Genomic DNA, 23246 nt, shown 5'->3' on the forward strand with positions numbered 1-23246 from the left:
CAGCGAGTGCTGAAGAGCCGCCTAGAATACTGTAATTTCTATTTTATTGCAAATTGGATTATCCCTGCAGCGCATCCAATTCCTCCCAACGCTGATAGGCTTGATCCAAATCCTGGTTGAGCTGCTCCAGTTCGGCGAGCTTGTCATTGATTTCCGATGGGTCTTTTTTGTAGAAATCGGGATCGTTGATCAATTCATTCAGACCGGCTTGTTTCGTTTCCAATTCATCGATCAACTCTGGCAATTGCTCCAATTCCTTTTGCTGTTTGAAGCCCAGTTTTTTCGGCTGAGCAATTTTAGGCTTAGGCTTTTCCTTCTTGAAGGTTTCCATTCGCCGCTGTTCTGCCTGGTCCTTTTTATGCTGATCGGCGATGCGATACCAGTCGGCATAACCGCCGATATATTCGTTGACGACGCCCTCGCCTTCGAAAACAAAGACGCCGGTCACGACATTGTCGAGGAAAGTTCGATCGTGGCTGACCAACAGCAAGGTGCCTTGATAATTGACCAGCTTTTCCTCCAAAATCTCCAGCGTTTCCAAATCGAGATCGTTGGTCGGTTCGTCCATGATGATCAGGTTGGCCGGTTGGGTAAAAAGACGCGCCAGCAGTAGACGGTTTTTCTCGCCGCCGGACAAACTCTTGACCGGCGAACGCGCTCTGGCCGGCGCAAACAAAAAGTCGCTCAGGTAGGACATGACATGGCGTTTGCCGCCGTCGATCTCGATGAAATCGCTGCCGTTGCCAACGGTTTCGGCCACCGTCAATTCTGGATCGAGCTGTTCGCGCAGCTGATCGAAATACGCCACTTGCAGCTTAGTGCCCTGCTCTATCGTGCCCGAGGTGGGCTCCAACTGTTTCAACAACAATTTCAACAAAGTTGATTTACCGGCGCCATTCGGACCCAACAGGCCGATCTTGTCGCCGCGTTCGATCAACGTGGAAAAGTCTTTGATGATGACCTTGTCCTGATATTGAAAGCTGACGTCGGTCGCGTCGATGACTTTCTTGCCCGAGGCTTCGGCCTTGCCAAGATTAAGACGCGCGGCGCCCTGGGTGTTGCGACGTTCGGCTCGCTCGGCACGCAGTTTCTGCAAGGCCCTGACACGACCTTCGTTACGGGTGCGCCGCGCCTTAATACCCTGCCTGATCCAGACTTCCTCTTTCGCCAGCTTCTTGTCAAATTCGGCGTTCTGATTGGCTTCGTCCTCCAATGCGGCGGCTTTGCGGCGCAGATAATCCTGGTAATTGCCCGACCATGACACCAATTGACCGCGATCCAGATCGATGATGCGGGTGGCCAGCTTTTGTAAAAAGGAGCGATCGTGGGTCACAAATAATACCGCGCCTTGAAAGGCCAACACCTGCTCTTCCAGCCAGGCGATGCTTTCGAAATCCAGATGGTTGGTAGGCTCGTCCAAGAGCAGCACTTCCGGTTCGATCACCAGCGCCCTGGCCAAGGCCACCCGCCGTTTCCAACCGCCGGACAGACTGCCGATCTTGACATCGGCCGGCAAGTTCAATCGACTCAGCGTCGCCTCCACGCGTTGCTGAAAATGCCAGCCATTATCCGCCTCAAGCTTCTGCTGCATATCGCCCAGGGCCTGTAAGGATGGTTCGCTGCCGTCCATGTGGCTGAGCAATTCATGGTATTGCACGATCAGTTGACCGAGATCGCCCAAGCCGCCAGCGACGGCGTCATAAATGGTGTCTTCGTCGTTCAGTTCCGGAGCCTGTTCCAGCCAGGCCATTTTCAGCTCCGGCTGGCGCCAAACCTCGCCCGAATCGGCGTGTACATAACCGGCGATGATTTTCATCAACGTCGATTTTCCTTCACCGTTGCGGCCTAGCAGGCCGACTCTTTCTCCGGCATCCAGTTGAAAATTGGCGTTGTCCAGCAAGGCATGTGTGCCATAGGCGATCGAAACATTGTTTAAGCGTATTAAGGGCATTTGTTCTGTAAATAGCGTCTGAGTAAATCCAGCGCCGACAACGCGGCCTGGTTCTGTTTGCGTTCTGGCGGCCCGCCGGCGCTGTGCTGACTGTAATGCAGAGCATCGGGCGTCAACAGGACATTATATAAAATAATGCTACGCTCCTGATCGCCAAATTGTTCGGACGCGCCGGAATGCAGTTGCACCAGCGCCAGTTCCGTACCTTCCCGCTGTTGCAGCTGCCGGGCGCAAGCGACGGCGGTTTGCTGCATATCTTCTTGGTTTATCGACACGTCCAGCTCCGCCGCCAGGCTGGCCAAACAGCGTCTGTAGCGCGTCGCCGACAACCACGGCTGACCGAGGCATTTGGCCGCGATCAATCCCTGACTGGCCGTCTCCAGCACGCTCAGGGTATCGTTTTTCTGCATCATCAATTCGGCGATGACATCGACCAGACCACGCCGGGACTGCCCCCCACGATCTATCACGAATACATAATCGCCTAGGCAATCGGCGGCCTGGGCAACGCAATCGTCGATATGCTGTACATGGTGATCGCCCGGAAACAACAGCTTGACCTGAACTTCATCGGCGCCGGCGCGAAAACCGAGCCGAACATGATCCGGCAACCGCCAATGACTCAGCTTCTGCTGAAGATCCGATTCGCCGATGCCGATACAACGTAAAGTTACTAAGGTATCCGGACGGACAGAAAAGTTCCGTAACAAGCTCGCCGAGACCGATGTCTCGAACAAGCGTTTCATTTCAGAAGGCACGCCGGGCACGAAAAAGAACAGGCAGCGTTGCTGTCGCAGCGAGAAACCGGGGGCGGTGCCCCAGTGATTGTCGATGCGTAGCGATCCTTGCGGCAGATAGGCCTGTTTGCGATTGCTCTCGGCCATATCCCGGTTGCGCCTGCTGAAATAACGTTGAATTTGCTTCAAGGCGATGTCGTCCAACTGCAAAGGCCGCGCAAACGCCTCCGCGACCGCCTCCGCGGTCAGGTCATCAACGGTCGGTCCCAGGCCTCCGGTGCAAATACAACAATCGGCGCGCTCGGCGATTTCCCGCAATAAGCTTTTCAAGTCATCGAGATCATCGCCAACGACGGTATGCCGCTTGACGGTGAATCCCAACGCCACCAGCCGCTCAGAAAGCCAGGCGGCATTGCTGTCGACGACATTCCCGCCGACCACTTCTTCACCTTGAGAAAAAATTTCCGCGATCGGTTTCATAACATTCCGTACCAAAATGGTAAAGTCAATAGGCTCAATAAGGTCGTCACCGTCACCGCCATCGCATACAGCGAGCTGTCGAGTTGATAGCGATCGCAAAAAACGATGCCGAGCACCATGCTGGGCATCGACAAGTCGAGTATCGCCGCCGCCTTGCTCGGCGCTTCCATTGTCAGGTATTGGGACAGATAGATCAGCAGCAATGGTATCAATAACAGCCTGATCACGATGACCGGCAGGATATAGGGCGTATTGCGCAATCTGACGGACTCCCATTTCAGCGCCAGACCCAGCGAAAACAACATAATCGGCACCACCGCGCCCGACAATTTCAGCAGCACGCCGAGCAGCCAGGCCGGTGCTTCGATGTCGTTGATATTCAATATCACCGCGGTGATCGCGGCGCAGAACGGCGGCGTCGCCAAAAAGGACAGGATGAATTTTGAACCACCGTCGTCGCGGCCATAATAGCGGGCAATGGTGATGCCGATAGTAAACAACAGCGGCCCACAAGCAAAATAATCCAGTTGTATCGCCACCGATCTGGCCCAAGCGCCAAAGGTTTGCTCCAGCACCGGCAGCCCCAGATAGGTGACATTCGGAAACGAGGCCGCCAGAATCAACGCGCCCTTTTGTCGATCGTGAAACTTAAACAAAGTGGTCACCGCCCAGGTCGCGACCAGACCCGACAGCACCGCGCTTGCACCTAACACGCTAAATTCAAAGGACTTTAGACCGATGTCTGCAGACCATAGCACTTCCAGCACCATCGCAGGCAGAAACAGATAGTAAACCACGGAGGTCAACACCGTGCGGGTCTGATCGGCCGATAATCCGGCCGGCGATAAAAACCGCCAACCGGCTCCACAAGCCATGATCAGCGCCATTTGTATTAGAGTTGAGCTCATAGAGTGCTTTTGTTGTTTAATCGTGCATTTTAACATTCACGATTGAAAGGAGTTACGGTAATATAGCCAAGCAGCAATTCCCACTTTGGCGTTCAAAAAGGGCATGGGGTGTGTTTGGCGAGGATGTCGGCAGCAAGGATGCGGCCGTCAAGCCCCCAGGGATGGGTTTACCCAGCACCTAAATACCATAGACTATTGGCTATGATTTATTATCGTCGTTTATTTAGGTGCTGGGTGAACGGCGCTCCTCGACAGACACACCCCATGCCCTAAACACCGCAAAAATGTTCAAACTGGGAATTGCTGATAGCCAAGACTAACGGCACAAGGTGAAAGAACGCTTGTTGGGACACGCCAGCGCTTTGACCAACCTAACCTTAAAACTTTAACTCGTAAGATGCGCTGAACCACATGAAGCGTATCGATAGCAATGCCAGCCTTCGGCTCATCCTTTTCGAAAAGTACTGAATCGATACCCATAGTCTAGCCTTGTGACCTTACCTATTCATTTCTTTTAACCGATCTTTTTGGATATGACAGACTCTTTTATCTCTAAAAAACCCATCCCGTCACGCGAACGTTTAATCATGGCGCTGGACGTCCCCAGCATTCCGGAAGCACAGGCCCTGGTCGAGGAACTGGGCGATTCGGTCGTATTCTACAAAGTCGGCATGGAGTTGTTCATGTCCGGCGATTATTTCGCTTTCATCGAGTGGCTCAAACAGCATGATAAAAAAGTCTTCGTCGATCTGAAATTTTTCGACATTCCCGCCACCGTCGGCCGCGCCATCCGCGCCTTGAGCAGCAAAGGCGTCGACCTGGCCACGATCCACGGTAACGACTCGATCATGGAAGCCGCCGCCAAGGAAAAAGGCGACCTGAAGGTATTGGCGGTGACCGCATTAACCAGCCTGGACCGCGGCGACCTCGATGATTTAGGCTTTCAATGCGACATCAGAGAACTGGTGTTGTCGCGCGCCAAGCGCGCGCTGCAAATCGGCTGCGACGGCATCGTCTCATCCGGCCTGGAAGTCGCCATGCTAAGGAAAGAGCTGAACCACAGCCTGTTGGTTATTACGCCAGGCGTCAGGCCGGTTGACAACCGCGAGGAAGATGATCAGAAACGGGTCGTCAGCGTCGAGCAAGCTTTCCAAAACGGCGCCGATTATATCGTCGTCGGCCGACCGATCCGGGATGCCGAGAACCGTAAGGAAATGGCGGAGAGAATTCAAGCCCAGATTCAAGCGCAGTTTTAAGGCATTCGTAGTCACCGCTGCTCTGACTTGAAAACCGCCCGGCGAGATGGTCTGAATTGATTCGTTTTTTGCAGATATATTGTTCACTCTTCAAATTTCGGTTTTTTTGATGCCCTCATCCAGCCTTCTCCCGAAGGGCGAAGGTACGAAGGCGCCGAAGTTTGAAGTGCGATGACTATATACGACATTTGTCCAACGTGACACAGGGTGATTAGCAGAGGTTTCGACCACATGTAAGCTGTCGTAAATCCCCAACACCTATATTTCATAGACCTATCGGCTATGTTCGTCTACTCAGGCGGCTTTTCCCTCGGCTAAAGGCCTTGCAGCGGATCGGAAACAGGAAATTCATTCGATGCGGCACACATCATTAAAAAAATTTCGCTGATGTTGTTTGCGGCCCTATTTATCAGTCCTCTCTACATTTAATCGACCGAAGACAAATACATGACAAAAATCGAAGCATTATTCGAACATATACTGACCCATTATCGGGGAATATTCGCCACCTTCTTTCTCCTGCCTGTTTCCGTCGTCTATGGAGCCTACACGGACGCTCGTAACCGGATTATTTTTCGCCTCAACAGCGCTCCCGCCAAACACGACGCCAGAGTTAATGCCATCATCCGGCAAATCGACGATTGGAAAAAACAAGGCGCCGGACAAAAACTCTGCACGGCCAGATCGGGCTGGAAAACCATGAGCGAGATGGTGCCCAAATACAAGCTTTCCCATCGCCGGATCAATATCGATCTGTACGACTTGCTTGAAGTAGACGAACAACGTCGCATTATTCGGGTGGAACCGTTAGTGACCATGGGCCAGATCTCTCGCAGCCTGACATCGCGGGGCTGGACCTTGCCCGTGATACCGGAACTGGATAGTTTGACCGTGGGAGGCTTGATCATGGGGTTCGGCGTGGAAACCAGCAGCCATAAATACGGTTTGTTCCAACATATTTGCGAAGCTTTCGAGATCGTCACGGCGGAAGGGAAACTGGTCAAATGCAGCCCGAACGAAAATCCGGAACTCTTTTATCAGATTCCGTGGAGCCACGGCACTCTAGGGTTTCTGGTGGCCGCCGAATTAAAGATCATCCCGATGAAAAAATACGTCCGGGTTCACTATCACCCCGTATATAGTCTGGACAGAATGATCAACCTGTTCGAGCAAGCCTCTCGCGACACCGAGAACAACGACTTCGTCGAAGGACTGGTTTACGGCCGCGATCAAGCGGTGATCATGACAGGAACATTAACCGACACCGTCGGTACGGACGGTTCCTTAAACGTCATCGGACGCTGGTATAAGCCCTGGTTTTACAAACATGTCGAGCGTTATCTGAACCGCAAGGAGGAAGCTGTCGAATATCTGCCGCTGCGGGATTATTATCATCGCCATACCCGCGGTTATTTCTGGACCATGGAAGAAATCATCCCGTTCGGGAATCACCCCCTCTTCAGAGCATTACTGGGCTGGGCTCTTCCACCCCGGATTGAGTTGCTGAAATATACGGAAACCGAAACCACCCGAAGGCTTCGGGAAAAATTTCATGTAGTCCAGGACATGTTGATGCCTATCCGCCATCTGAAACCATCCATCGACTATTTCGACGAACATTTTAACCTCTATCCATTATGGCTTTCACCGATGGCGATTAAGGACAACGGCGAACATGCAAGCTTCGTTCAGCCATTTAAGAAGGAAAATGGCACGGTGGATGAACTGTTTGTCGATATCGGCGCCTACGGTACGCCATGCAAAAAGAATTTCGACAATACCGTTGCCCTGCCATTGTTGGAAAAGTTCGTCATCGAGCACGGGGGTTACCAGGCCTTGTATGCGAGAACCATGCTGAGTCGGGAAGATTTCCGATCGATGTTCGATCATACCGGCTATGACGAAATGCGACAAAAACTGCCTTATTGCCGGCAAGCCTTCGATGAAGTTTACGATAAGGTTTCCTCGAATGGCCGGGTTTCGCCCGTGGAAATGAGACGCCTGGAAAAAGCGGAAAGTAAACGGTCGCGTTGAGTCGTTCAACCGAACCGCCGACATCATGCTAAATGTTTCGCTGTTCCTGTCGCCGCTTGACTAAGAAAATGCTGATCAATGCAGTATGTCCTGGAGGGCTGGACGCTCGCCCCAAATCGATCAGAATAAGTGATTGACTTTGCCCGGCAAATAAAATCACAGTTTTATTTCCCGGGCGCCGGGAAATCTAGGACGGATTTATTCAACGCGTCCCAAATAGAAATCCTGCTTTCCATATTGATCCAGCAATTCCCACTTTGGCGTTCAAAAATACTCAAACTGAATTGCTGATATTGATCCACAAATTTGTGGATTACCCTGTTACCGAGTAGAATGGAAAAGTTTGTCTGCATCCGCCAATGTTCTTATGCAAGGATAAACATAAGGAAATGTTGATTAATTCTTTATTTCCTGAAGTGCAGGGAGGCACGACAAAAATCGTTCTCAGTTAGCAATTTATTTGCGATAAAAGTCGCGAAGCGACACCATGCTCTCCCTCGCCCTCCGGGAGAGGGAACGATCAGGCGCTTGACGTGTTGATTGACCAGGATGGCGCCAAACGCCATGATCGTTGATACGGCAAATAAAATCGCATTTTGAGTTGCCGGACGCCAAGAAATCCAGGACGGATTTATTCGGTGCCTCCATAATTTGTGGGGCATCAGCGTATCTTAAGAGCAAACACTTTAAAATTGGGTTATGACCAAGAAGACTCACGATAAAACCGTTCTTATGGGGAAATCCCCACCTAAGATGGCCGGCGCATTGCCGCTATTAGGTCATATGCTCGAATTTGGCAAGAATCCCTTTGCCTACATGATGAAACTTAGAAATACCCTAGGAGAAATCGGTGAATTCCGCATGTTTCATCAGCAAATGGTGCTGCTAACCGGCCCGGAAGCCAGTGAAGCCTTTTTTCGCGCTCCCGATGCCCAACTGGATCAAAGTCAAGCCTATAAAATCATGACGCCGATCTTTGGCAAGGGCGTCGTTTTCGATGCCCCGCCGCATAAAAAAGATCAACAGCTCAAAATGCTGATGCCGGTATTGCGTGATCAACCGATGCGGGGTTATGCCCGAGTGATCGTTCGGGAAGTCGAACAGATGATTGCCGACTGGGGGGATAGCGGTGAAATAGATTTGCTCGAGTTCATGAAAGAACTCACCATATACACCTCCAGCCACTGCCTACTGGGCGATGAATTCCGTTATGAACTCAACGAAGAGTTCGCGCGCATATACCATGACCTTGAACAGGGCGTCAATCCCCTGGCCTTCGTCTTTCCCTATCTTCCCTTGCCCGTATTTCGCCGTCGCGACAAAGCCCGCGCCAGGCTGCAGGAATTGGTCACCGCCATCATCGACAAAAGAGCGAGAAAAGCGGAAAAAAGTGAAGATGCATTTCAGATGCTGATTGATGCCCGCTACGACGACGGCACTCGCCTATCCGCGCATGAAATCACCGGTATGTTAATCGGCACCATTTTTGCCGGCCACCATACCACGGCTGGCACGGCGGCCTGGACCTTATTGGAATTGGCGCGCCGACCGGAATATTTGGACGCCGTGTTACAGGAACTGGATGGCAATTTCGGCGCCGAAGGCGAAGTGACTTTCCAATCCTTGCGCGAAATTCCGGTACTGGAAAACGTCATCAAAGAAGTGTTGCGTTTGCATCCGCCGTTGATATTTTTAATCCGCAAGGTCGTGCAAGATTTTCATTTCAAAGATTATACCGTCAAGGCAGGAAAATACGTCTGCGCTTCGCCGCGCGTGTCCCATCGCATCGCCGGCGTTTTCCCGGATCCGGAAAAATTCGATCCCGATCGTTATACGGAGGCACGCCAGGAAGATGCCCGCCCTTTTAGCTGGATCGCCTTCGGCGGGGGTAAGCACAAATGCTCCGGCAACGCATTCGCCATGCTGCAACTAAAGGCGATTTTCTGTATTTTGCTGCGCCGCTATACCTTTGAATTAATCGACGACAAAGACAGTTATCAGGATGACTTTACCCAAATGGTGGTGCAGCCACAATCACCTTGCCGGGTTCGTTATGTCAAACGATCGCCCATCGCCGACGCCCAATCCGGGGCGGCCCTCGCTGACAACCAACAAAGCCAGGCGACGACCACTCCGGGCTTTCGAATAATGCTCGATCGGGAGCTTTGCCAGGGGCATGCCACCTGCATGACCGAAGCGCCTGAACTTTTTCGGGTGGACGATGCCGGTCATGTCACCGTTTTACAAGAAAACCCGTCGTCCGAGTTACTGAAAAAAGCTCGGCAAGCCGAAAAATATTGCCCAACCCAGGCAATTAAAATTGAACTCAACAACCGCACCTAAGAAACAGAAAATGACCGCATACCCCAGAGCAGAACTTGAAGAAATGGTTGAACGGTGGCTAGAGGCAAATCGTAACGCCGAAAAGGAAGGCAACTGGGCTAAATATCTCGGAGCGATGTATACCGATGACGCCGAATACCGCTGGAATATCGGTCCCAATGAGGAATTTGTCGCGCGCAGCCGAAAAGAGATAGAGGAATGGGCCTTAGGAGTGCAAATGGAAGGCTTTGAAGAATGGCGCTATCCCTATCATCGCATTTTAATCGATGAAAAACTGGGCGAGGTCATCGGCTTGTGGCGACAAGTGTCCCCCGCATTGCGCGAAGACGGCAGCCATTATGAAGTCGCCGGCATAGGCGGCTCTTGGTTTCGTTACGGCGGCCATTACAAATGGGAATGGCAACGGGATTTTTTCGATTTAGGCAATGTCAAAGCCTTGTTTTTTGAATTAGCCGCCGATGGCAAGCTAGACCCGGCCGTCAAGCGTAAAATTGGTAAATTAGCCAAAGGGCAATTGCTTCCGGGCCACGAGCGTTTACGCAAACAATCGGGCTTATGGAAAAGACTGAAGGGAGTTATCGCCATGGTGAGGATCGCCCTGATTAACAAATAATGCACTATTTGATGATGCATAACATTCAGCCCGCCATGGCGTGCTACCGCATCCGCTCCCGGCGGATGTCGGCATTTCCACCCTCCATGGCGGGCAGATGTCGCATCCAACCCGGCGCCTAAATACGGTAGGCTATTAGTTATGATTAATAATCTACGTAGTTTCAGGTAGCGGACAAACGTCGTTTTTAATGCAAGCAACAGACAGATAGAAAAGAATTGTTATACTCTATGATTACGAATCCTTTAAGAACTGCGCCTCGCCTCATCAAGTAATACCCCCGTATCAGAAACTATGTTGAATATAAAACCGGGCTGGAAAAACTGGCAACTGCTGACGGAAAAGGGAAGACAGGTTTGGGCATTCAAGTCCGACTCGCAGAATATCAACGAGCATTTGCAAAATGTCGACAATTTTACCGATGAAGATATAAAGCAGTTTGCCGAAGACTTTCGCTTCGACAGAACCGCCAATCCCAATTCCGGCGACAAGGTATACCGACACGCAGCGATCGCCGCCAGGTTTCGGCCATACGGCGGGCAAATCCCGCAAGCAGAGAACTCCGAACAGCAAGGCGTTATCGATGCCTTGGTCAAAGGCATGAACTTCTATTCCTTTCTGCAGAGTGACGACGGCCATTGGCCCGGTGATTACGGTGGTCCGCTTTTTCTGTTACCCGGCCTGCTGATCGCCGCTTATATCTCGGAAACGCCGTTTCCCCAAGCGCACCGGGAAATGATGAAACTTTATTTGTTCAATCATCAAAACCCGGATGGCGGCTGGGGGATGCATATCGAAGGCGAATCGACCATGTTCGGCACCGTCATGCAATACGTGTCACTGCGCCTGCTTGAAGTCGATAAAAATCATCAGCAATTAATCAGGGCCAGAGAGTGGATCAAAAAGCATGGCGGCGCGACTGGCATTCCTTCCTGGGGGAAATTCTATCTGTCGGTTTTGAATTGTTATGACTGGCGGGGATTCAACAGCCTGTTTCCGGAAATGTGGTTGTTTCCCAAATGGTTGCCGGTTCATCCCTGGCGTTACTGGTGTCATAGCCGTATGGTCTACCTGCCCATGGCCTATTGTTATGCCCGGCGCATCCAGGCGCCGGAAAATGACCTGATTCTGTCATTGCGAGAGGAAATCTATAACGAAGATTTCAACGCGATCGACTGGCCGAAACAACGTGACGCCGTATGTGAAAAAGATCGCTATACCACGCCCTCTAAGGTGCTGAAATGGATGAATTTTTTCACCAATCAATATGAAAGATTCTACAGCTCATGGTTAAGAGCAAAATCCATCGATTTCATCTTGAAATATCTCAATGCCGAGGATGAGCAAACCCACTACATCAACATTGGTCCCGTCAACCAAGCCATTAATTCCATTTGTATCTGGCATGCCTACGGTAAGAATTCCTCGCAATTCAAACAGCATGTCGCACGTTGGTATGATTATTTATGGGTTGCCGAAGATGGCATGAAAATGAATGGCTACAACGGTTCTCAGCTTTGGGATACTGCGTTTGCCAGCCGCGCGATGCTGGAAAGCAGCCTGGGGAAACTGTTTCCGGATACTATTGCGAAAAGCTACCGATTTATCGAACTGTCCCAAATTAATCAGGAGCACCCAACCCATGGCGAATTTTTCCGCCATCCCATGATAGGCAGTTGGCCCTTTTCGACTGCGGAAAATGGTTGGCCCGTCTCCGACTGCACGGCGGAAGGACTTAGCGCCACACTGGCCATACACCGCTCCGGTCTGGTGCGGCCCGTGGTCGATGAACATCGTATCAAACAGGCTGTCGATGTCATCCTGTCTTACCAAAACACCGATGGCGGCTGGGCCACTTATGAACTGACCCGCGGCCCCAAATGGCTGGAAAAACTCAACCCTTCCGAAGTATTTGCCGATATAATGATCGATTACTCGTGGACCGAATGTACGGCGGCCTGCGTCATTTCCTTATTGGACTTTCGGCAAACCTATCCGGATTACAAAACTCGCGAAATATGCAGGGCCATCAGTGCAGGCATCGACTTTATCCTTAAACAACAAAAAGCGGATGGCTCTTGGTATGGTGGCTGGGCGGTCTGTTTCACTTATGCAACCTGGTTCGCTGTGGAAGCCCTCAGCAATGCCAGGGGCGCAGGCTATTATGACGATGCGCAACTGATGACCGGCATCGAAAAAGCGTGCGCCTTCCTGGTCGCCAAGCAAAAAACCGATGGCGGCTGGGGAGAGACCTTCGAATCCTGTGCCAAATTAGTTTACACCGAGACACCCAATTCACAGGTAATCAATACGGCCTGGGCCCTGCTAACGCTGTTTGCGGCTGATTTTACTGATGCAAAAGTCCTGGACGCCGGCGTCAGATTATTGTTGGACAGACAAACCGACCTGGGTGACTGGTCGCAGGAAAATATTTCCGGTGTATTTAACTATAATTGTATGATCACCTATGCGAATTATAGGAATATCTTCCCTATTTGGGCCTTGAATCGCTATTTTAGTCGCTATATTGCTGATAAGTAACTATTCAGTATAAAAATGCTTTTACTATCAATTGCTTGCGGAAGAAGTGTATGCGACAGGGATGTCGCATCCAAGCCTATAGGGACATATCCACGGCGTCTTCTGGAGCAAGTAACTGATAGTAAAAGAAATATTTTCTCAGTATCAAGCTGAATAGTTACGCTGATAATTAATAACCCACGGAAGACCTTTAGAGGATGTGCTTTAAGTAGCTCAATATGAAATCAGAGTTCGATATTTGTATTATCGGCGCAGGCATGGCAGGCGCAACAATCGCCGCTTATCTCGCCCCCAGAGGCATTCGGATCGCGCTGATCGATCAAAGTTACGACGAGAAAAAACGTATCGTCGGTGAATTGCTGCAACCAGGAGCCGTATTAACGCTGGAGCAGCTGGGGCTGAAGCATCTACTGGATGGATTCGAGGCTCAGCCGGTCGCAGGATATGCCTTATTACAGGGCGACGAAAAAACCACCATTGCTTATCCGCCTTCACATAACGGAATGGGCTTGCATAATGGCCGCTTTTTGCAACGAATCAGGGCTTCCGCCCTACAGAACGACACGGTCACGCAAATACACGGCAAGGCCCTGCGATTACTGGAAAACGACCGACATGAAATCATAGGTGTCAGTTACCGGGATTCCCTTTCTTCACAAATCCATTCCGTTTACGCCCCTTTAACCATAACCAGCGACGGGTTCTTTTCCAATTTTAGAGAGCATCTCAGCAATAATGAAAAAACCGTAACTTCTTATTTTATCGGTTTGATTCTTAAAGATTGCGAAATGCCCTTCCCCAACCACGGACATGTATTTTTATCGGGACCGACTCCCTTTATTTGCTATCCGATTTCCAACAATGAAGTCAGATTGTTAATCGATTTCCCCGGCCAACAGACGCCGCGAAAAGTGCTGCTGCAACAGCATTTGGATACCAATGTCACGCCTTATATCCCCAAATCCATGCTGAAAAGCTACGAACAGTCTTTGCGACAGGGCGGTTTCAAGGTCATGCCCAACCATTATTTGGCGGCCAATCCTAAAATCCGCAAAGGGGCCGTGATGCTAGGGGATGCGCTCAATATGCGCCACCCCCTGACCGGTGGAGGGCTGACGGCGGTATTTTCCGATATTCAGATTTTGAGCGCCTATTTATTGGCTATGCCCGATTTTTCCAATACCGATTTGATTCATACAAAGATCGAATCCTATTACCGGGACAGACAGAGAGCCAATGCCAACCTCAATATACTGGCCAACGCACTCTATGCCGTGATGTCCAATGAACTACTGAAACTGGCAGTCTTTAAATACCTTCAGTGTGGCGGAAACAACGCCCAGGAGTCGATCGCCATTTTGGCGGGATTGAACAGGAGTCATTCCGTATTATTCAAGCAATTTTGTTTTTTGGCGATGTTCGGCGCCTGTAATTTGGTGCGTCAAAACGTTTTGAATTTACCCAAGGCCCTAAAACTGCTTACCGATGCCTTCTGCATCATTAAGCCATTGATCAAAAACGAACTTCCCACAGTGTCACTTTTTTATCATAATCTCGCGAGAATAAAGACGCATATGCTTTCATATTTAAATAATGGCTCCAAAATTCAAAGACCCTAGCTCTGAGACAGGTTTCGCTTTGCTCTAACTATTCAAGATACAAACGCTTTTTGATCTATTGAGATTCTATTTAATAACAGACGTAACTATTCAGTATCTTTCAGGGTTTAGGGAGTAGACCAAGAATTAGGCTAGCCGCCTACCGAATTAGTCCAGATGGTGCGGGAAGCCTACGAAGATTTTGTGCGCAGAGGCATGATTTTCTAAAACCCGTGCTCCCTCTCCTAACCATCAACCGAAGCTCAAAAGATGAACAACGCACAACTGAAATATTCCCCCCCAACCTTTGCGAACGCCAAGAACCCACGGCAAAAAGCCCGCGCCTCCGGCTTGGACCCGAATCGTTGCTACGGGGTGGAATACGACAATGCGATCAAAAAAGGCCCAATAAAAGAGGTGACTTTTTGGAAGACATCGATCGCCCTTTGCCGGGGCAAGAATGACGAACTCGCGGCGGAGCAAAACCGCTGCCCGTATCGCCAGCTCAACCTGACACATGGCGCAGTTGACCGGTGCAATCTGCGTTGCGCCTACCATGGCGGGTCTTTCAACCGGGGAGGCAGGCTAGAAGACTACTCCCATGACAGCTTTGGCAAACCGCTGATCAAAAGACAATGGCGAACCTATCCGATGCAGGTCCGCTATGGTTTGATATTGATCACCAGAGTTCCCGGCAAATGAAAATCACGCAGCGAATGGCCAAACTAGCGGAATATTTCGCTCTGCATCCAAGATGGGTTTTAGGGCTGACCCTGGTGTTGACGATCATTGCCGGCTGGGCCGCTCAACAACTCCCGATTCATACCTCGCGTCAAGCGCTACTTCCCCAGAATACGGAGGTCGCGCAACGCTTCAACGATTTCTTGCAGAATTTCGGCGCCGCTTCGGATCTGATCGTCGTTTTGGAAGGCGCTCCACGCAGCGAACTGGAGTCCTTTGCCAACGATCTGGCCGCCAGGCTTAGAGCCGAACCCGAGATTGGACGGGCGACCTCCCGTCTCGACATGACATTTTTTCTGAACCATGCCTACCTGTTGCTGCCGAACGAAGGGCTGGATAAACTATCGGCCCTCGCTAACAACCCCATTGCGATCGACGGGGGATTGGAACATAACCTGGAAAAAGCCCTGAACTGGAGCCGAAAAAATTCTCCATCGGTGGGAACGGACATCGAGCTACAGACCGCCGAGGCCGGCCTGAACCTGGCCACGTTTTTCCTGGAACAATGGCGGCGCTGGTTATTCGCCGAAACAGTTCCTGAAGACCTGGACTGGAACCGGCTATTGGAAAAAAGTAGCGTGGGTGGCATGACCGACGGCTACTTTGCTTCACACGATGGTGGGATGCTGTTTGTTTTCGTCCACCCGAAAAACGCTTCCGGCAATTTCGAGCATTTGGGCCCCTTCGTCGATAAGGTCAAGCGGGTATCGGCGAACTTGATCGATCTAAGCCAAACCGCCGGCCATACTCCACCGACCGTTGGCTTGACCGGACTGCCGGCGCTCGAATATGAGGAATATGTCAACATTCGCCAGGATATCAAGTTCGTGACCATAACCTCCGCCAGCCTGGTCGCCATGTTGATTTTACTGGTAGTACGCAGCCTGCGCTGGGCCGCGCTCATTTTCATTCCGATGGGAATCGGCGTCCTGTGGAGCCTGGGCCTGGCACTGATCAGCGTCGGCCATCTGAATATGATCACCGCGGCCTTCATCGCCATTCTGTTCGGTCTGGGGGCGGATTACGGCATTTTCACCACCTCACGCATCGCCGAGGAGCGCCGAGCAGGCAAACCCTTGCTGGAAGCGATCGGAGCCGGGATCGGTTCCTCTTTCACTGCGGTGTTGACGGCGGGCGGTGCTTCGCTACTGATCTTCGGCGCCCTCAGCACGGTCGATTTTCCAGGCTTCTCCGAACTGGGCATCATAGCGGCTTGCGGCGTGCTGATGATCCTGCTCAGCACTTGGCTGGTTCAGCCCGCGCTCTACGCCCTGTTGCCGCCAAAACTCAGAGTCGACTCCTCGCCAAAACCGGGTCTCTCCCCCGCTGCGTCGACCAAAAGCCTTACCGGGTTTCCCAAGTTGCTCTCCTTAACCCTTGTCATACTGGCCATAGGTACTGCTGTCTTCGGCGGACTGAAAGGGTTCGCGGCCGATTTCGACTACGACGTGCTGGCGATGTTACCCGAAGATTCCCAGGCGGCCTATTATCAACGGCGCATGGTTGAAGAGAGCGACATTCAACCCGAGGTCATTATTTTTACCGCACAAGACATGGACGAGGCTCGACGAATCAATCGTGAGGCAGGTAAGCTGAAGACGATTGCGCAGACGCAATCTTTGACCGGCCTTTTTCCCGAGGATGCCGACCATCGGCTTCGGCAGGCCGAGAGTATCGGTGAGACGTTCTCCCGGAGCGATTACCGCAAGCAACTCGCCGAACTGGAGCACGAAGGCCTGTCGTCAACATCATTCGAGTTAGTGAAGGCGATATTGGCGAACAGCACCACTATCATCGATCAGGCTCAGGAACAGGCATTCTCAGCGGGCCATGTCAGCCTGGTCGAGAGCTTGGAGAACATACGCGAGCAGTTGCGGGCGATAGCGGCTCAACTCAAGTCCGACGACCCATTGAGCCGGGCGCGCAGCGAGAGTTTTTTACGCGCCTTGATATCGGGCGCAAATGACGGACTCGATATCGTCGACCAATGGCATCAGGCGCGGCCGCTGATTCCGGAGAAGTTGCCGCCGGCCTTGCGTGAGCGTTTCTTTGCCAACGATGGCACTATCGCGGTTTACGCCTTTCCGGCAAAAACCGTATACGACCCCGACAACCTGGATGCTCTAATACAAGACGTCTATAGCATTTCTCCGCATGCGACCGGCTTTCCGACCACGCAACAGGCCTTTGCCAAAGCCATGGTGGCAAGTTTTTCCCGCGGGACGCAATTATCGCTGGCGCTTTGTCTGCTTTGGGTCATGGCGGCAACACGCAGTCCGCTCGGGTTTACGCTGGCGGCACTCCCCCTGCTGATCGGCGGCGGTTGGATGCTGGGACTGATGGCTCTAAGCGGCATACGATATAATTATGCCAACATTGTTGCCCTGCCTTTGGTGATGGCGCTGGCTGTCGATTACGGTGTGTGGTTCAGCTATCGTTGGCGCGAATTGAAGTTACATTCACCGTTTCAGGTCAGTCTGACTGTCGGCAAGGCCATCGGCCTGGCTGCCGGCACGTCATTGGCCGGCCTCGGCGCCATCACGTTGGCCAGCTATCGAGGCGTATCCTCGCTGGGCATGAGCGTCACGATCGGATTATTATGCTGTCTGACCGCAACCCTCGTCGTGAATCCAGCCATCGGACAATTACTAGACTACAAGAGAAATAGATAATGCGAAAAATCTGCCTGTTTATTGCTTTCATATGGACAACCTCGGTCGTCCATGCAGCCAACGAACCCGAAATGATCGTGGTCTGCTACCCCGGGGGGAGCGTCAATACCAGGGATGCCAACGATGCGATGAGTTCCATGTTGCGGGTCGTGGAGCGTATCGGTCAATGGCAGGAAAACGGCTTTAACAGTCGATTTACCAGCCAAACCGACGAATGCCGGAAGCTGATGACCGAATACGAGCCCAAATTCGCGATTACCTCCCTAGGCCTCTATCTGGAATTGCGCAAACGGCACAACTTGCTACCGCTGGTTCAACCCAGGATTAACGGGCGCACCAGTGAACGCTATCGGGTTCTGGCCAAGCAAGGCAAGTATAACAGCCTGGACCAGATGCAAGGACTAAGCCTGGGCGGTACGGTTTTGGCCGAGCCCGCCTTCATCGACAAGATCGTATTTGCCGGACAATACGACCTCGCCCAACACTTTCACCTAAAACCGTCCAAACTCGCGATCCGCACCTTACGCTCTTTGGACAAAGGGGAACTGGACGCCGTCATCTTGAACGAACAACAATTCTCGGGACTTTCCGCACTGCATTTGCAATCGCCTCTCGAGGTCGTGTTCATATCGGCCGATATTCCGCTGATGGGTGTTGTGGCCAACGGCTCGGCCACGACCGAGGAAGAGCGCGCCCGCTTCAGCCTGGCGCTGCAACATATGTGTAGCGACAGCGAGGGGCAAAAGCTCTGCGAACTGTTTGGCGTGGAATCCTTCAACCCTGTAGATGACGCGGTATTCGAGCCGCTGTTCAAGCTGTGGACCGAAGGGGGCTAGGACGTTGCGCCGATTTCTCTGTTCAACCATTGCGATATCGACATTTCTGGCCGGCTGCGCCGAGCTACGGAGCGATCCTGTCGGATTCGAGGATCTTGCCGACTGCCCCGAACAGACGACCGCAGGACTGATTAATCGACAAAACCGACTCGGTCCTACGAGCAACAGCCAATCCCTTCAATGCGCATTGATTTTTTTACGCAACAGCGATGACCCCCGGCTTCGGCGCTCCCCGCTGGCTTCCCGCCTGTGTCTGCATCTGGCCGAACGTGAACCCGATCAGACAAAACGTGAACAACTTGCCGCCGAAGGGGTGGCTTTTGCCGAAGCGGCCTTAGCCCGGGACGGCGCCGATGACGGTGCGCTGCATTATTATCTGGCGGCCAACCTGGGTCTTGTCGTACGCGAACACATCGCATTGGCCATGAACAACCTAGAGCGGCTAGAACGCGAAATGCAACAAGCGCTGATATTGAATCCAGATATCGATCATGGCGGACCACTGCGCCTGTTGGGGGCGCTATATCTGAAAGCTCCCGCTTGGCCGACCGGCATCGGAGATATCGATAAATCACTGACTCTGCTGGCACGGGCCGTCGAACAACACCCGGAACATCCGCTTAACCACCTGTTCTACGCTCAGGCGCTTTGGCATGAAGATTATGAAACCAATCTGGGCCAGGTCAAAACCGAATTCGCGCTGGGAGAATCGTTATTGACCGAGGCTGACTGGGGCCACAACGTCGTTCCGTGGAAAAACGAGTTCATCGAATTCGCACAGGAAATTGGACAGATTGAATCATCAAACCGATAAATAATGACGAAACCCGTTCAATCTAAGGATCAGGACGCCTGGAGCCACTCCCAATCCGAGAATAAATGGGGGTCAGAGCAGGGCTACCTCATTAAATGAATGAGTGGCAAAACAGAAAATTAGCAACAAACAAGCGCGCCACTATTTTTGCGAAAGCTTGTTTTGGGCATCCCAGCCCAATCAAGCGGCAAAAATTACGTGGCAACCATTGCCTTCGGCAGCCCCGATTCGTCCTGCGTCCGTGCCACTTCGCCAACTCGATGCGGGCTCCGCCGCACTTCCACAAATGACTTGACGCCGTGTCGGGAAGCCTTTTATTTTGTCTCCACCTTCGCTCACGCTACGATTCCGACAAAACAACCGGCCCTACGGCTATCGGGGACTAAATCTTCACTTCGCACGCTCCGTTTCCAAGATTTTCAGCGTACGCCTAAAGTAAGTTAAACGTTTAGGGTGTGTTAAATAGCCCGCCCCGTGCGCATTGAATGCTTTTAGCCGATCCGCTGCGCGTGATCCATCTCACGGATGTGGGTAGGGTGTGCTGACGAGAGGAAGCGCACCATTTTTGATGCGCTTCACGCTGTTCAGCACATCCGAAGGCAAGGCTACATTGGCATGCAACAGGATTCGCCGCCAGGGAATCCACCTGGATTCGCACAACGGCCAATTTTGCCCCGGTGGCGGTTTTTGGCGGCTTGCTTCGCGAAGCCGCCCTACGATACGCTAGGGTGTGCTGACGAGAGGAAGCGCGCCGGTTTTTGATGCGTTTCACGCTGTTCGGTACATCCGAAGGCAAGTCAGTGCTTTGCATAGGAGCGTCGCCTTGGAGCCCTGGGGGTCATGGAGCCCTGGGGGTCATGGAGCCCTGGGGGTCAGAGTAAAATTAAATCTTATCTTTCGCCAACCAACAGGGCGCCCGACCTTTTTGTCTGATACCCACCGGCCGGTCAGTTTTTCGATTTATGCTTTAAACCTTCATTCCCTAGCGCCAGCCCTTTGTTCAGCGTCCGTCGAATCTATTCCAGTAATTCTCCTTCGATATGTCGCTTGAATAACACCCGATATCTGGCTTGCCGCTCAATTGCCTCTCTACCTAACACCATATACAGTACATGAGGTGTAGTACATAGTTCGGATAATTTACCAAACGAATTGCTGGCGTAGCTCGACCAAATATATCCCGACGGCTATCCCACCATGCCTGCCCTAACCGGATTCAACTCGATATAGCGATAAAGTTCCAATAGGTAGATTTCGTCCTGAACCAGGCATGAATATCGACCTGATATTTCTCCGAAGCTTCCTTTAGCCAATTAGCAGACACTGCAAAATCGTGTTTGTCGGCAAAACAAACCTGCCGATTATTACCGCGCTGAATGATGTGTTGTAGTGTTCCAATCGGACATACTCTCGATAGCCTTGCCATTTTTTTTCCTGCAGTCATCAAATTGATGTGGCAAACTTCAAATTTCACCCTAATTATACGATGCGACTCATGGCTTTTTGAAATGCTGTTTTTTCAGCAGAGATTTTTTTGGCTTATTGACACAGGACAGGCTGGCAAACGGGTGCCCCCAATTATTCCTGCCAATTATTTTGAGAATTAATCGTCGTCCTGATCCGGCAATACTATGCTCGCCTCGGATTGTTGATGAAGATCGGAATCAGTGAAGGTTCTTATATCGCAGCAAAACTCAATCTGGAGATTATTCGGATCAAGCAAGAAGATTGATTTTGCATGTCCAAGATCGATCACCTGAGAAACATCTATCCCCTGGTCTTCCAGCTTATTGCGCATTTTTTCGAGGCCGTCGAGGGTATGAATCTTCAGGGCGAAATGATACATGCCGCCCGGCAACCCAAGCGCGCCGTTGATTCCGGTATCATATTCCGCCGGAATGCCCGAGATTTCTTTCGGCTCCATGAAAACAATGAACTGTTGATCGCCCACTTCAAAATAGGCTTGGCGCAACATACCTCCTTCTTTGATTCGGGTCTTATGCTCGGCGACAAGGGGGAAACCGAGCACATTCTTATAGAATTGAATCGTGGCATCCATATCGAGCGTTGATAAACCGACGTGTGAAAATCCGCTGCCCATTACCCTACCTCTCTGTTTGCTTTTTAAAAACTACCAAATTTCATTTCCGAGTTCAACTTGAAGTTCCAATTATCAGCAATGTTCAATTTGAGAATCGAAAGGGTGAGGGAAAGGATTTTCAGCTACTTGAAGTCCTATTCATCCACCGCGAACCTGCTCAAGCTTCGTGCGTATATGATCAGCTAAGCGGAGAGTCAACGCAATAAGGGTAAATGTTGGATTAGCCCAGCTAGCACTCGGAAACACGCTGCCACCAGCAATATAAATGTTGCTGTAATCGTGCATCCGACTATTAGAGTCAACGACGCCATCGGCTTTATTCCTGGACATGCGTGTGGTGCCGAGATGATGATTCGAATGGAGTAATAAGCTATCATCGCGATCGATCAGATGGATAGTATCCCGCACCTTGCCGACATTAATACGCTCAAATTCGCGGCTTAAATAATTCGCCGTCTTTTCGTATGACTTCCAATCAAGTTCCGTGAGCCGCCAATCCAGGCGGACCCGACGCATTCCCAGGGAATCCGTTCGATCAGACAGGGTAAGCCGGCTGTTCGGATTGGGCGCTTGCTCCAAAAACATACCAACCTTCGGCGTTTCGTCGTCACTCATACTTGGCGTCCGATATATATGAGCACGAGCATTCAAAATTTGCGCTTCTTTCTGTATTCGTTCCGACAGCCCTACGCACAACAAAAACTGTTTTTCTTCGTCGAAATACCCTCGTTCGAGCCAATTCTTGAATAAACCGACTCTTTCCACGGTCAACGCGCTAATAGACAGATGCGGATGTTCCATGAAGTTTCGTCCCACCCAGTCGTTGGCGTTACCCAGTCCGTGGCAAACTTGGGTATCCGAATTAAGCAGAATGCGCGCTGTCTCGATGCCACCGCACGCCAAAACAAAGATGTCGGCTGAAATATGGCCTTCTCGCCCACTCAAGGTGCGTATTTTGAGCGTTGAGGCCATGCTGTGTTCAGCGTCTAGCCGAATATCAACGACATTCGCATGGGTCAACGTTATCACATTCTTCGATGTATCGAAGTGATCCCGATGGTGTTCGCTAATTCTCACGGTTGGCGTCCCAAACCGCCAAACAGTGGGGATGACAATCTCATTATCGAAAGGAAGTTGGATTTCAGCGCGTCTCGCAATATCTCGAGGGTCAAAATTAAGATCGTCGATATTTAGTAATTTGGCGGTTTTTTCATAATAAGGTTTAATGGCTTCCACCCCGAATGGCCAACCACTGCCGGGAACCCATTCACGATGAGTGAAGTCATGAGAATCGAAAACAGCGCAATATCCTGCCCATAGTGCGGAAGACCCGCCGAATTGACGTGTGCGTGTTTCAGTCAGCGGGTAGTCGATGCCCACACATTCACCGATTTGCAGCGCCTGCAGGTCTGCATCGACTTCAAATCCGCCGCTTTCGATAACAAGCACCGGACCCAAATCGGCCAATTCATTCGCCAAAGTCAGTCCCGCAGGCCCCGCCCCAACGATAGCTATCTGAACCGACCGATTCAAATTCACTTTTTCATCTCGAGAATCAAGGATCATGTCAAATACATTCGTTCTTGTTATTATTGAATTTTAAGCCCGATTGCACCAAACT

15 protein-coding genes are annotated in these 23246 nt (G+C 51.3%); 10 read left to right on the forward strand and 5 right to left on the reverse strand.

Annotation, left to right across the window (positions count from 1 at the left end):
- Positions 1–58: 58 nt before the first annotated feature.
- From Q9L42_RS15295 to Q9L42_RS15305, 3 genes are read right to left on the reverse strand one after another with little or no spacing between them, the layout of a single operon-like run.
- A complete protein-coding gene (locus Q9L42_RS15295; protein ID WP_349431353.1) occupies positions 59–1951 on the reverse strand; it encodes an ATP-binding cassette domain-containing protein in 1893 nt (630 codons plus the stop codon).
- Positions 1942–3168 carry a competence/damage-inducible protein A gene (locus Q9L42_RS15300; protein WP_305907547.1) on the reverse strand — a complete coding sequence of 409 codons (1227 nt, stop codon included), beginning with the start codon at positions 3166–3168 and terminating at the stop codon, positions 1942–1944. Before Q9L42_RS15300 ends, Q9L42_RS15295 begins: the two co-directional genes overlap by 10 nt.
- Positions 3165–4076, reverse strand: a complete 912-nt coding sequence (locus Q9L42_RS15305; protein WP_305907546.1) for an AEC family transporter — start codon at positions 4074–4076, stop codon at positions 3165–3167. The genes Q9L42_RS15300 and Q9L42_RS15305 overlap by 4 nt, the downstream gene beginning before the upstream one ends.
- Before the next feature lie 533 nt (positions 4077–4609).
- Between Q9L42_RS15305 and pyrF the strand changes: the two genes are divergently transcribed.
- The 10 genes from pyrF to bstC all read left to right on the forward strand — a co-directional run bounded on the left by pyrF (position 4610) and on the right by bstC (position 19524).
- Positions 4610–5332 (forward strand): orotidine-5'-phosphate decarboxylase, encoded by a 723-nt coding sequence (gene pyrF, locus Q9L42_RS15310; RefSeq protein ID WP_305907545.1) that lies wholly within the window; start codon positions 4610–4612, stop codon positions 5330–5332.
- A gap of 447 nt (positions 5333–5779) precedes the next feature.
- On the forward strand, positions 5780–7366 hold the full coding sequence (locus Q9L42_RS15315; protein WP_305907544.1) for an FAD-binding oxidoreductase: 1587 nt from the start codon (positions 5780–5782) through the stop codon (positions 7364–7366).
- 699 nt (positions 7367–8065) lie between these two features.
- Positions 8066–9709: a cytochrome P450 gene (locus Q9L42_RS15320; protein ID WP_349431354.1), complete on the forward strand. Its 1644-nt coding sequence runs from the start codon at positions 8066–8068 to the stop codon at positions 9707–9709.
- Between the two features lie 10 nt (positions 9710–9719).
- Complete coding sequence (locus Q9L42_RS15325; RefSeq protein WP_305907542.1) at positions 9720–10322, forward strand: nuclear transport factor 2 family protein; 603 nt, start codon at positions 9720–9722, stop codon at positions 10320–10322.
- Positions 10323–10616: 294 nt separating this feature from the next.
- Entirely contained in the window at positions 10617–12863 is a 2247-nt protein-coding gene (locus tag Q9L42_RS15330) for a terpene cyclase/mutase family protein (protein ID WP_349431355.1), read from the forward strand.
- Between the two features lie 218 nt (positions 12864–13081).
- A complete protein-coding gene (locus tag Q9L42_RS15335; RefSeq protein WP_349431356.1) occupies positions 13082–14482 on the forward strand; it encodes an FAD-dependent oxidoreductase in 1401 nt (466 codons plus the stop codon).
- Positions 14483–14731: 249 nt separating this feature from the next.
- Positions 14732–15163 (forward strand): Rieske 2Fe-2S domain-containing protein, encoded by a 432-nt coding sequence (locus Q9L42_RS15340; protein WP_349431357.1) that lies wholly within the window; start codon positions 14732–14734, stop codon positions 15161–15163.
- The gene (bstA, locus tag Q9L42_RS15345; RefSeq protein WP_349431358.1) at positions 15160–17874 is read left to right on the forward strand and encodes a sterol transporter cytoplasmic membrane protein BstA; all 2715 of its coding nucleotides are present in this window, start codon (positions 15160–15162) and stop codon (positions 17872–17874) included. The genes Q9L42_RS15340 and bstA overlap by 4 nt, the downstream gene beginning before the upstream one ends.
- A complete protein-coding gene (gene bstB, locus Q9L42_RS15350; protein WP_349431359.1) occupies positions 17874–18710 on the forward strand; it encodes a sterol transporter periplasmic substrate-binding protein BstB in 837 nt (278 codons plus the stop codon). The genes bstA and bstB overlap by 1 nt, the downstream gene beginning before the upstream one ends.
- Positions 18711–18714: 4 nt before the next feature.
- The gene (bstC, locus tag Q9L42_RS15355; RefSeq protein ID WP_349431360.1) at positions 18715–19524 is read left to right on the forward strand and encodes a sterol transporter outer membrane protein BstC; all 810 of its coding nucleotides are present in this window, start codon (positions 18715–18717) and stop codon (positions 19522–19524) included.
- A gap of 1603 nt (positions 19525–21127) precedes the next feature.
- Here bstC and Q9L42_RS15360 read toward each other — a convergent pair.
- Together Q9L42_RS15360 and Q9L42_RS15365 are read right to left on the reverse strand one after the other, a co-directional pair.
- Positions 21128–21625, reverse strand: coding sequence for a VOC family protein (locus tag Q9L42_RS15360; protein ID WP_305907529.1), 498 nt, complete (start codon positions 21623–21625; stop codon positions 21128–21130).
- A 138-nt stretch (positions 21626–21763) separates the two neighbouring features.
- Positions 21764–23191 (reverse strand): GMC oxidoreductase, encoded by a 1428-nt coding sequence (locus tag Q9L42_RS15365; protein ID WP_305907528.1) that lies wholly within the window; start codon positions 23189–23191, stop codon positions 21764–21766.
- Positions 23192–23246: the final 55 nt, after the last annotated feature.

It is taken from the genome of Methylomarinum sp. Ch1-1 (assembly GCF_030717995.2).
GTDB lineage: Bacteria > Pseudomonadota > Gammaproteobacteria > Methylococcales > Methylomonadaceae > Methylomarinum > Methylomarinum roseum.

Bases quoted from the DNA above. Each gene is read 5' to 3' on its own strand.
- Q9L42_RS15325 (WP_305907542.1), top strand. From the start codon at position 9,720: ATGACCGCATACCCCAGAGCAGAACTTGAAGAAATGGTTGAACGGTGG.
- Q9L42_RS15365 (WP_305907528.1), bottom strand. From the start codon at position 23,191: ATGATCCTTGATTCTCGAGATGAAAAAGTGAATTTGAATCGGTCGGTT.
- Q9L42_RS15340 (WP_349431357.1), top strand. From the start codon at position 14,732: ATGAACAACGCACAACTGAAATATTCCCCCCCAACCTTTGCGAACGCC.
- Q9L42_RS15300 (WP_305907547.1), bottom strand. From the start codon at position 3,168: ATGAAACCGATCGCGGAAATTTTTTCTCAAGGTGAAGAAGTGGTCGGC.
- Q9L42_RS15315 (WP_305907544.1), top strand. From the start codon at position 5,780: ATGACAAAAATCGAAGCATTATTCGAACATATACTGACCCATTATCGG.
- pyrF (WP_305907545.1), top strand. From the start codon at position 4,610: ATGACAGACTCTTTTATCTCTAAAAAACCCATCCCGTCACGCGAACGT.
- Q9L42_RS15335 (WP_349431356.1), top strand. From the start codon at position 13,082: ATGAAATCAGAGTTCGATATTTGTATTATCGGCGCAGGCATGGCAGGC.
- Q9L42_RS15360 (WP_305907529.1), bottom strand. From the start codon at position 21,625: ATGGGCAGCGGATTTTCACACGTCGGTTTATCAACGCTCGATATGGAT.
- Q9L42_RS15320 (WP_349431354.1), top strand. From the start codon at position 8,066: ATGACCAAGAAGACTCACGATAAAACCGTTCTTATGGGGAAATCCCCA.
- Q9L42_RS15305 (WP_305907546.1), bottom strand. From the start codon at position 4,076: ATGAGCTCAACTCTAATACAAATGGCGCTGATCATGGCTTGTGGAGCC.
- Q9L42_RS15295 (WP_349431353.1), bottom strand. From the start codon at position 1,951: ATGCCCTTAATACGCTTAAACAATGTTTCGATCGCCTATGGCACACAT.
- bstB (WP_349431359.1), top strand. From the start codon at position 17,874: ATGCGAAAAATCTGCCTGTTTATTGCTTTCATATGGACAACCTCGGTC.
- Q9L42_RS15330 (WP_349431355.1), top strand. From the start codon at position 10,617: ATGTTGAATATAAAACCGGGCTGGAAAAACTGGCAACTGCTGACGGAA.
- bstA (WP_349431358.1), top strand. From the start codon at position 15,160: ATGAAAATCACGCAGCGAATGGCCAAACTAGCGGAATATTTCGCTCTG.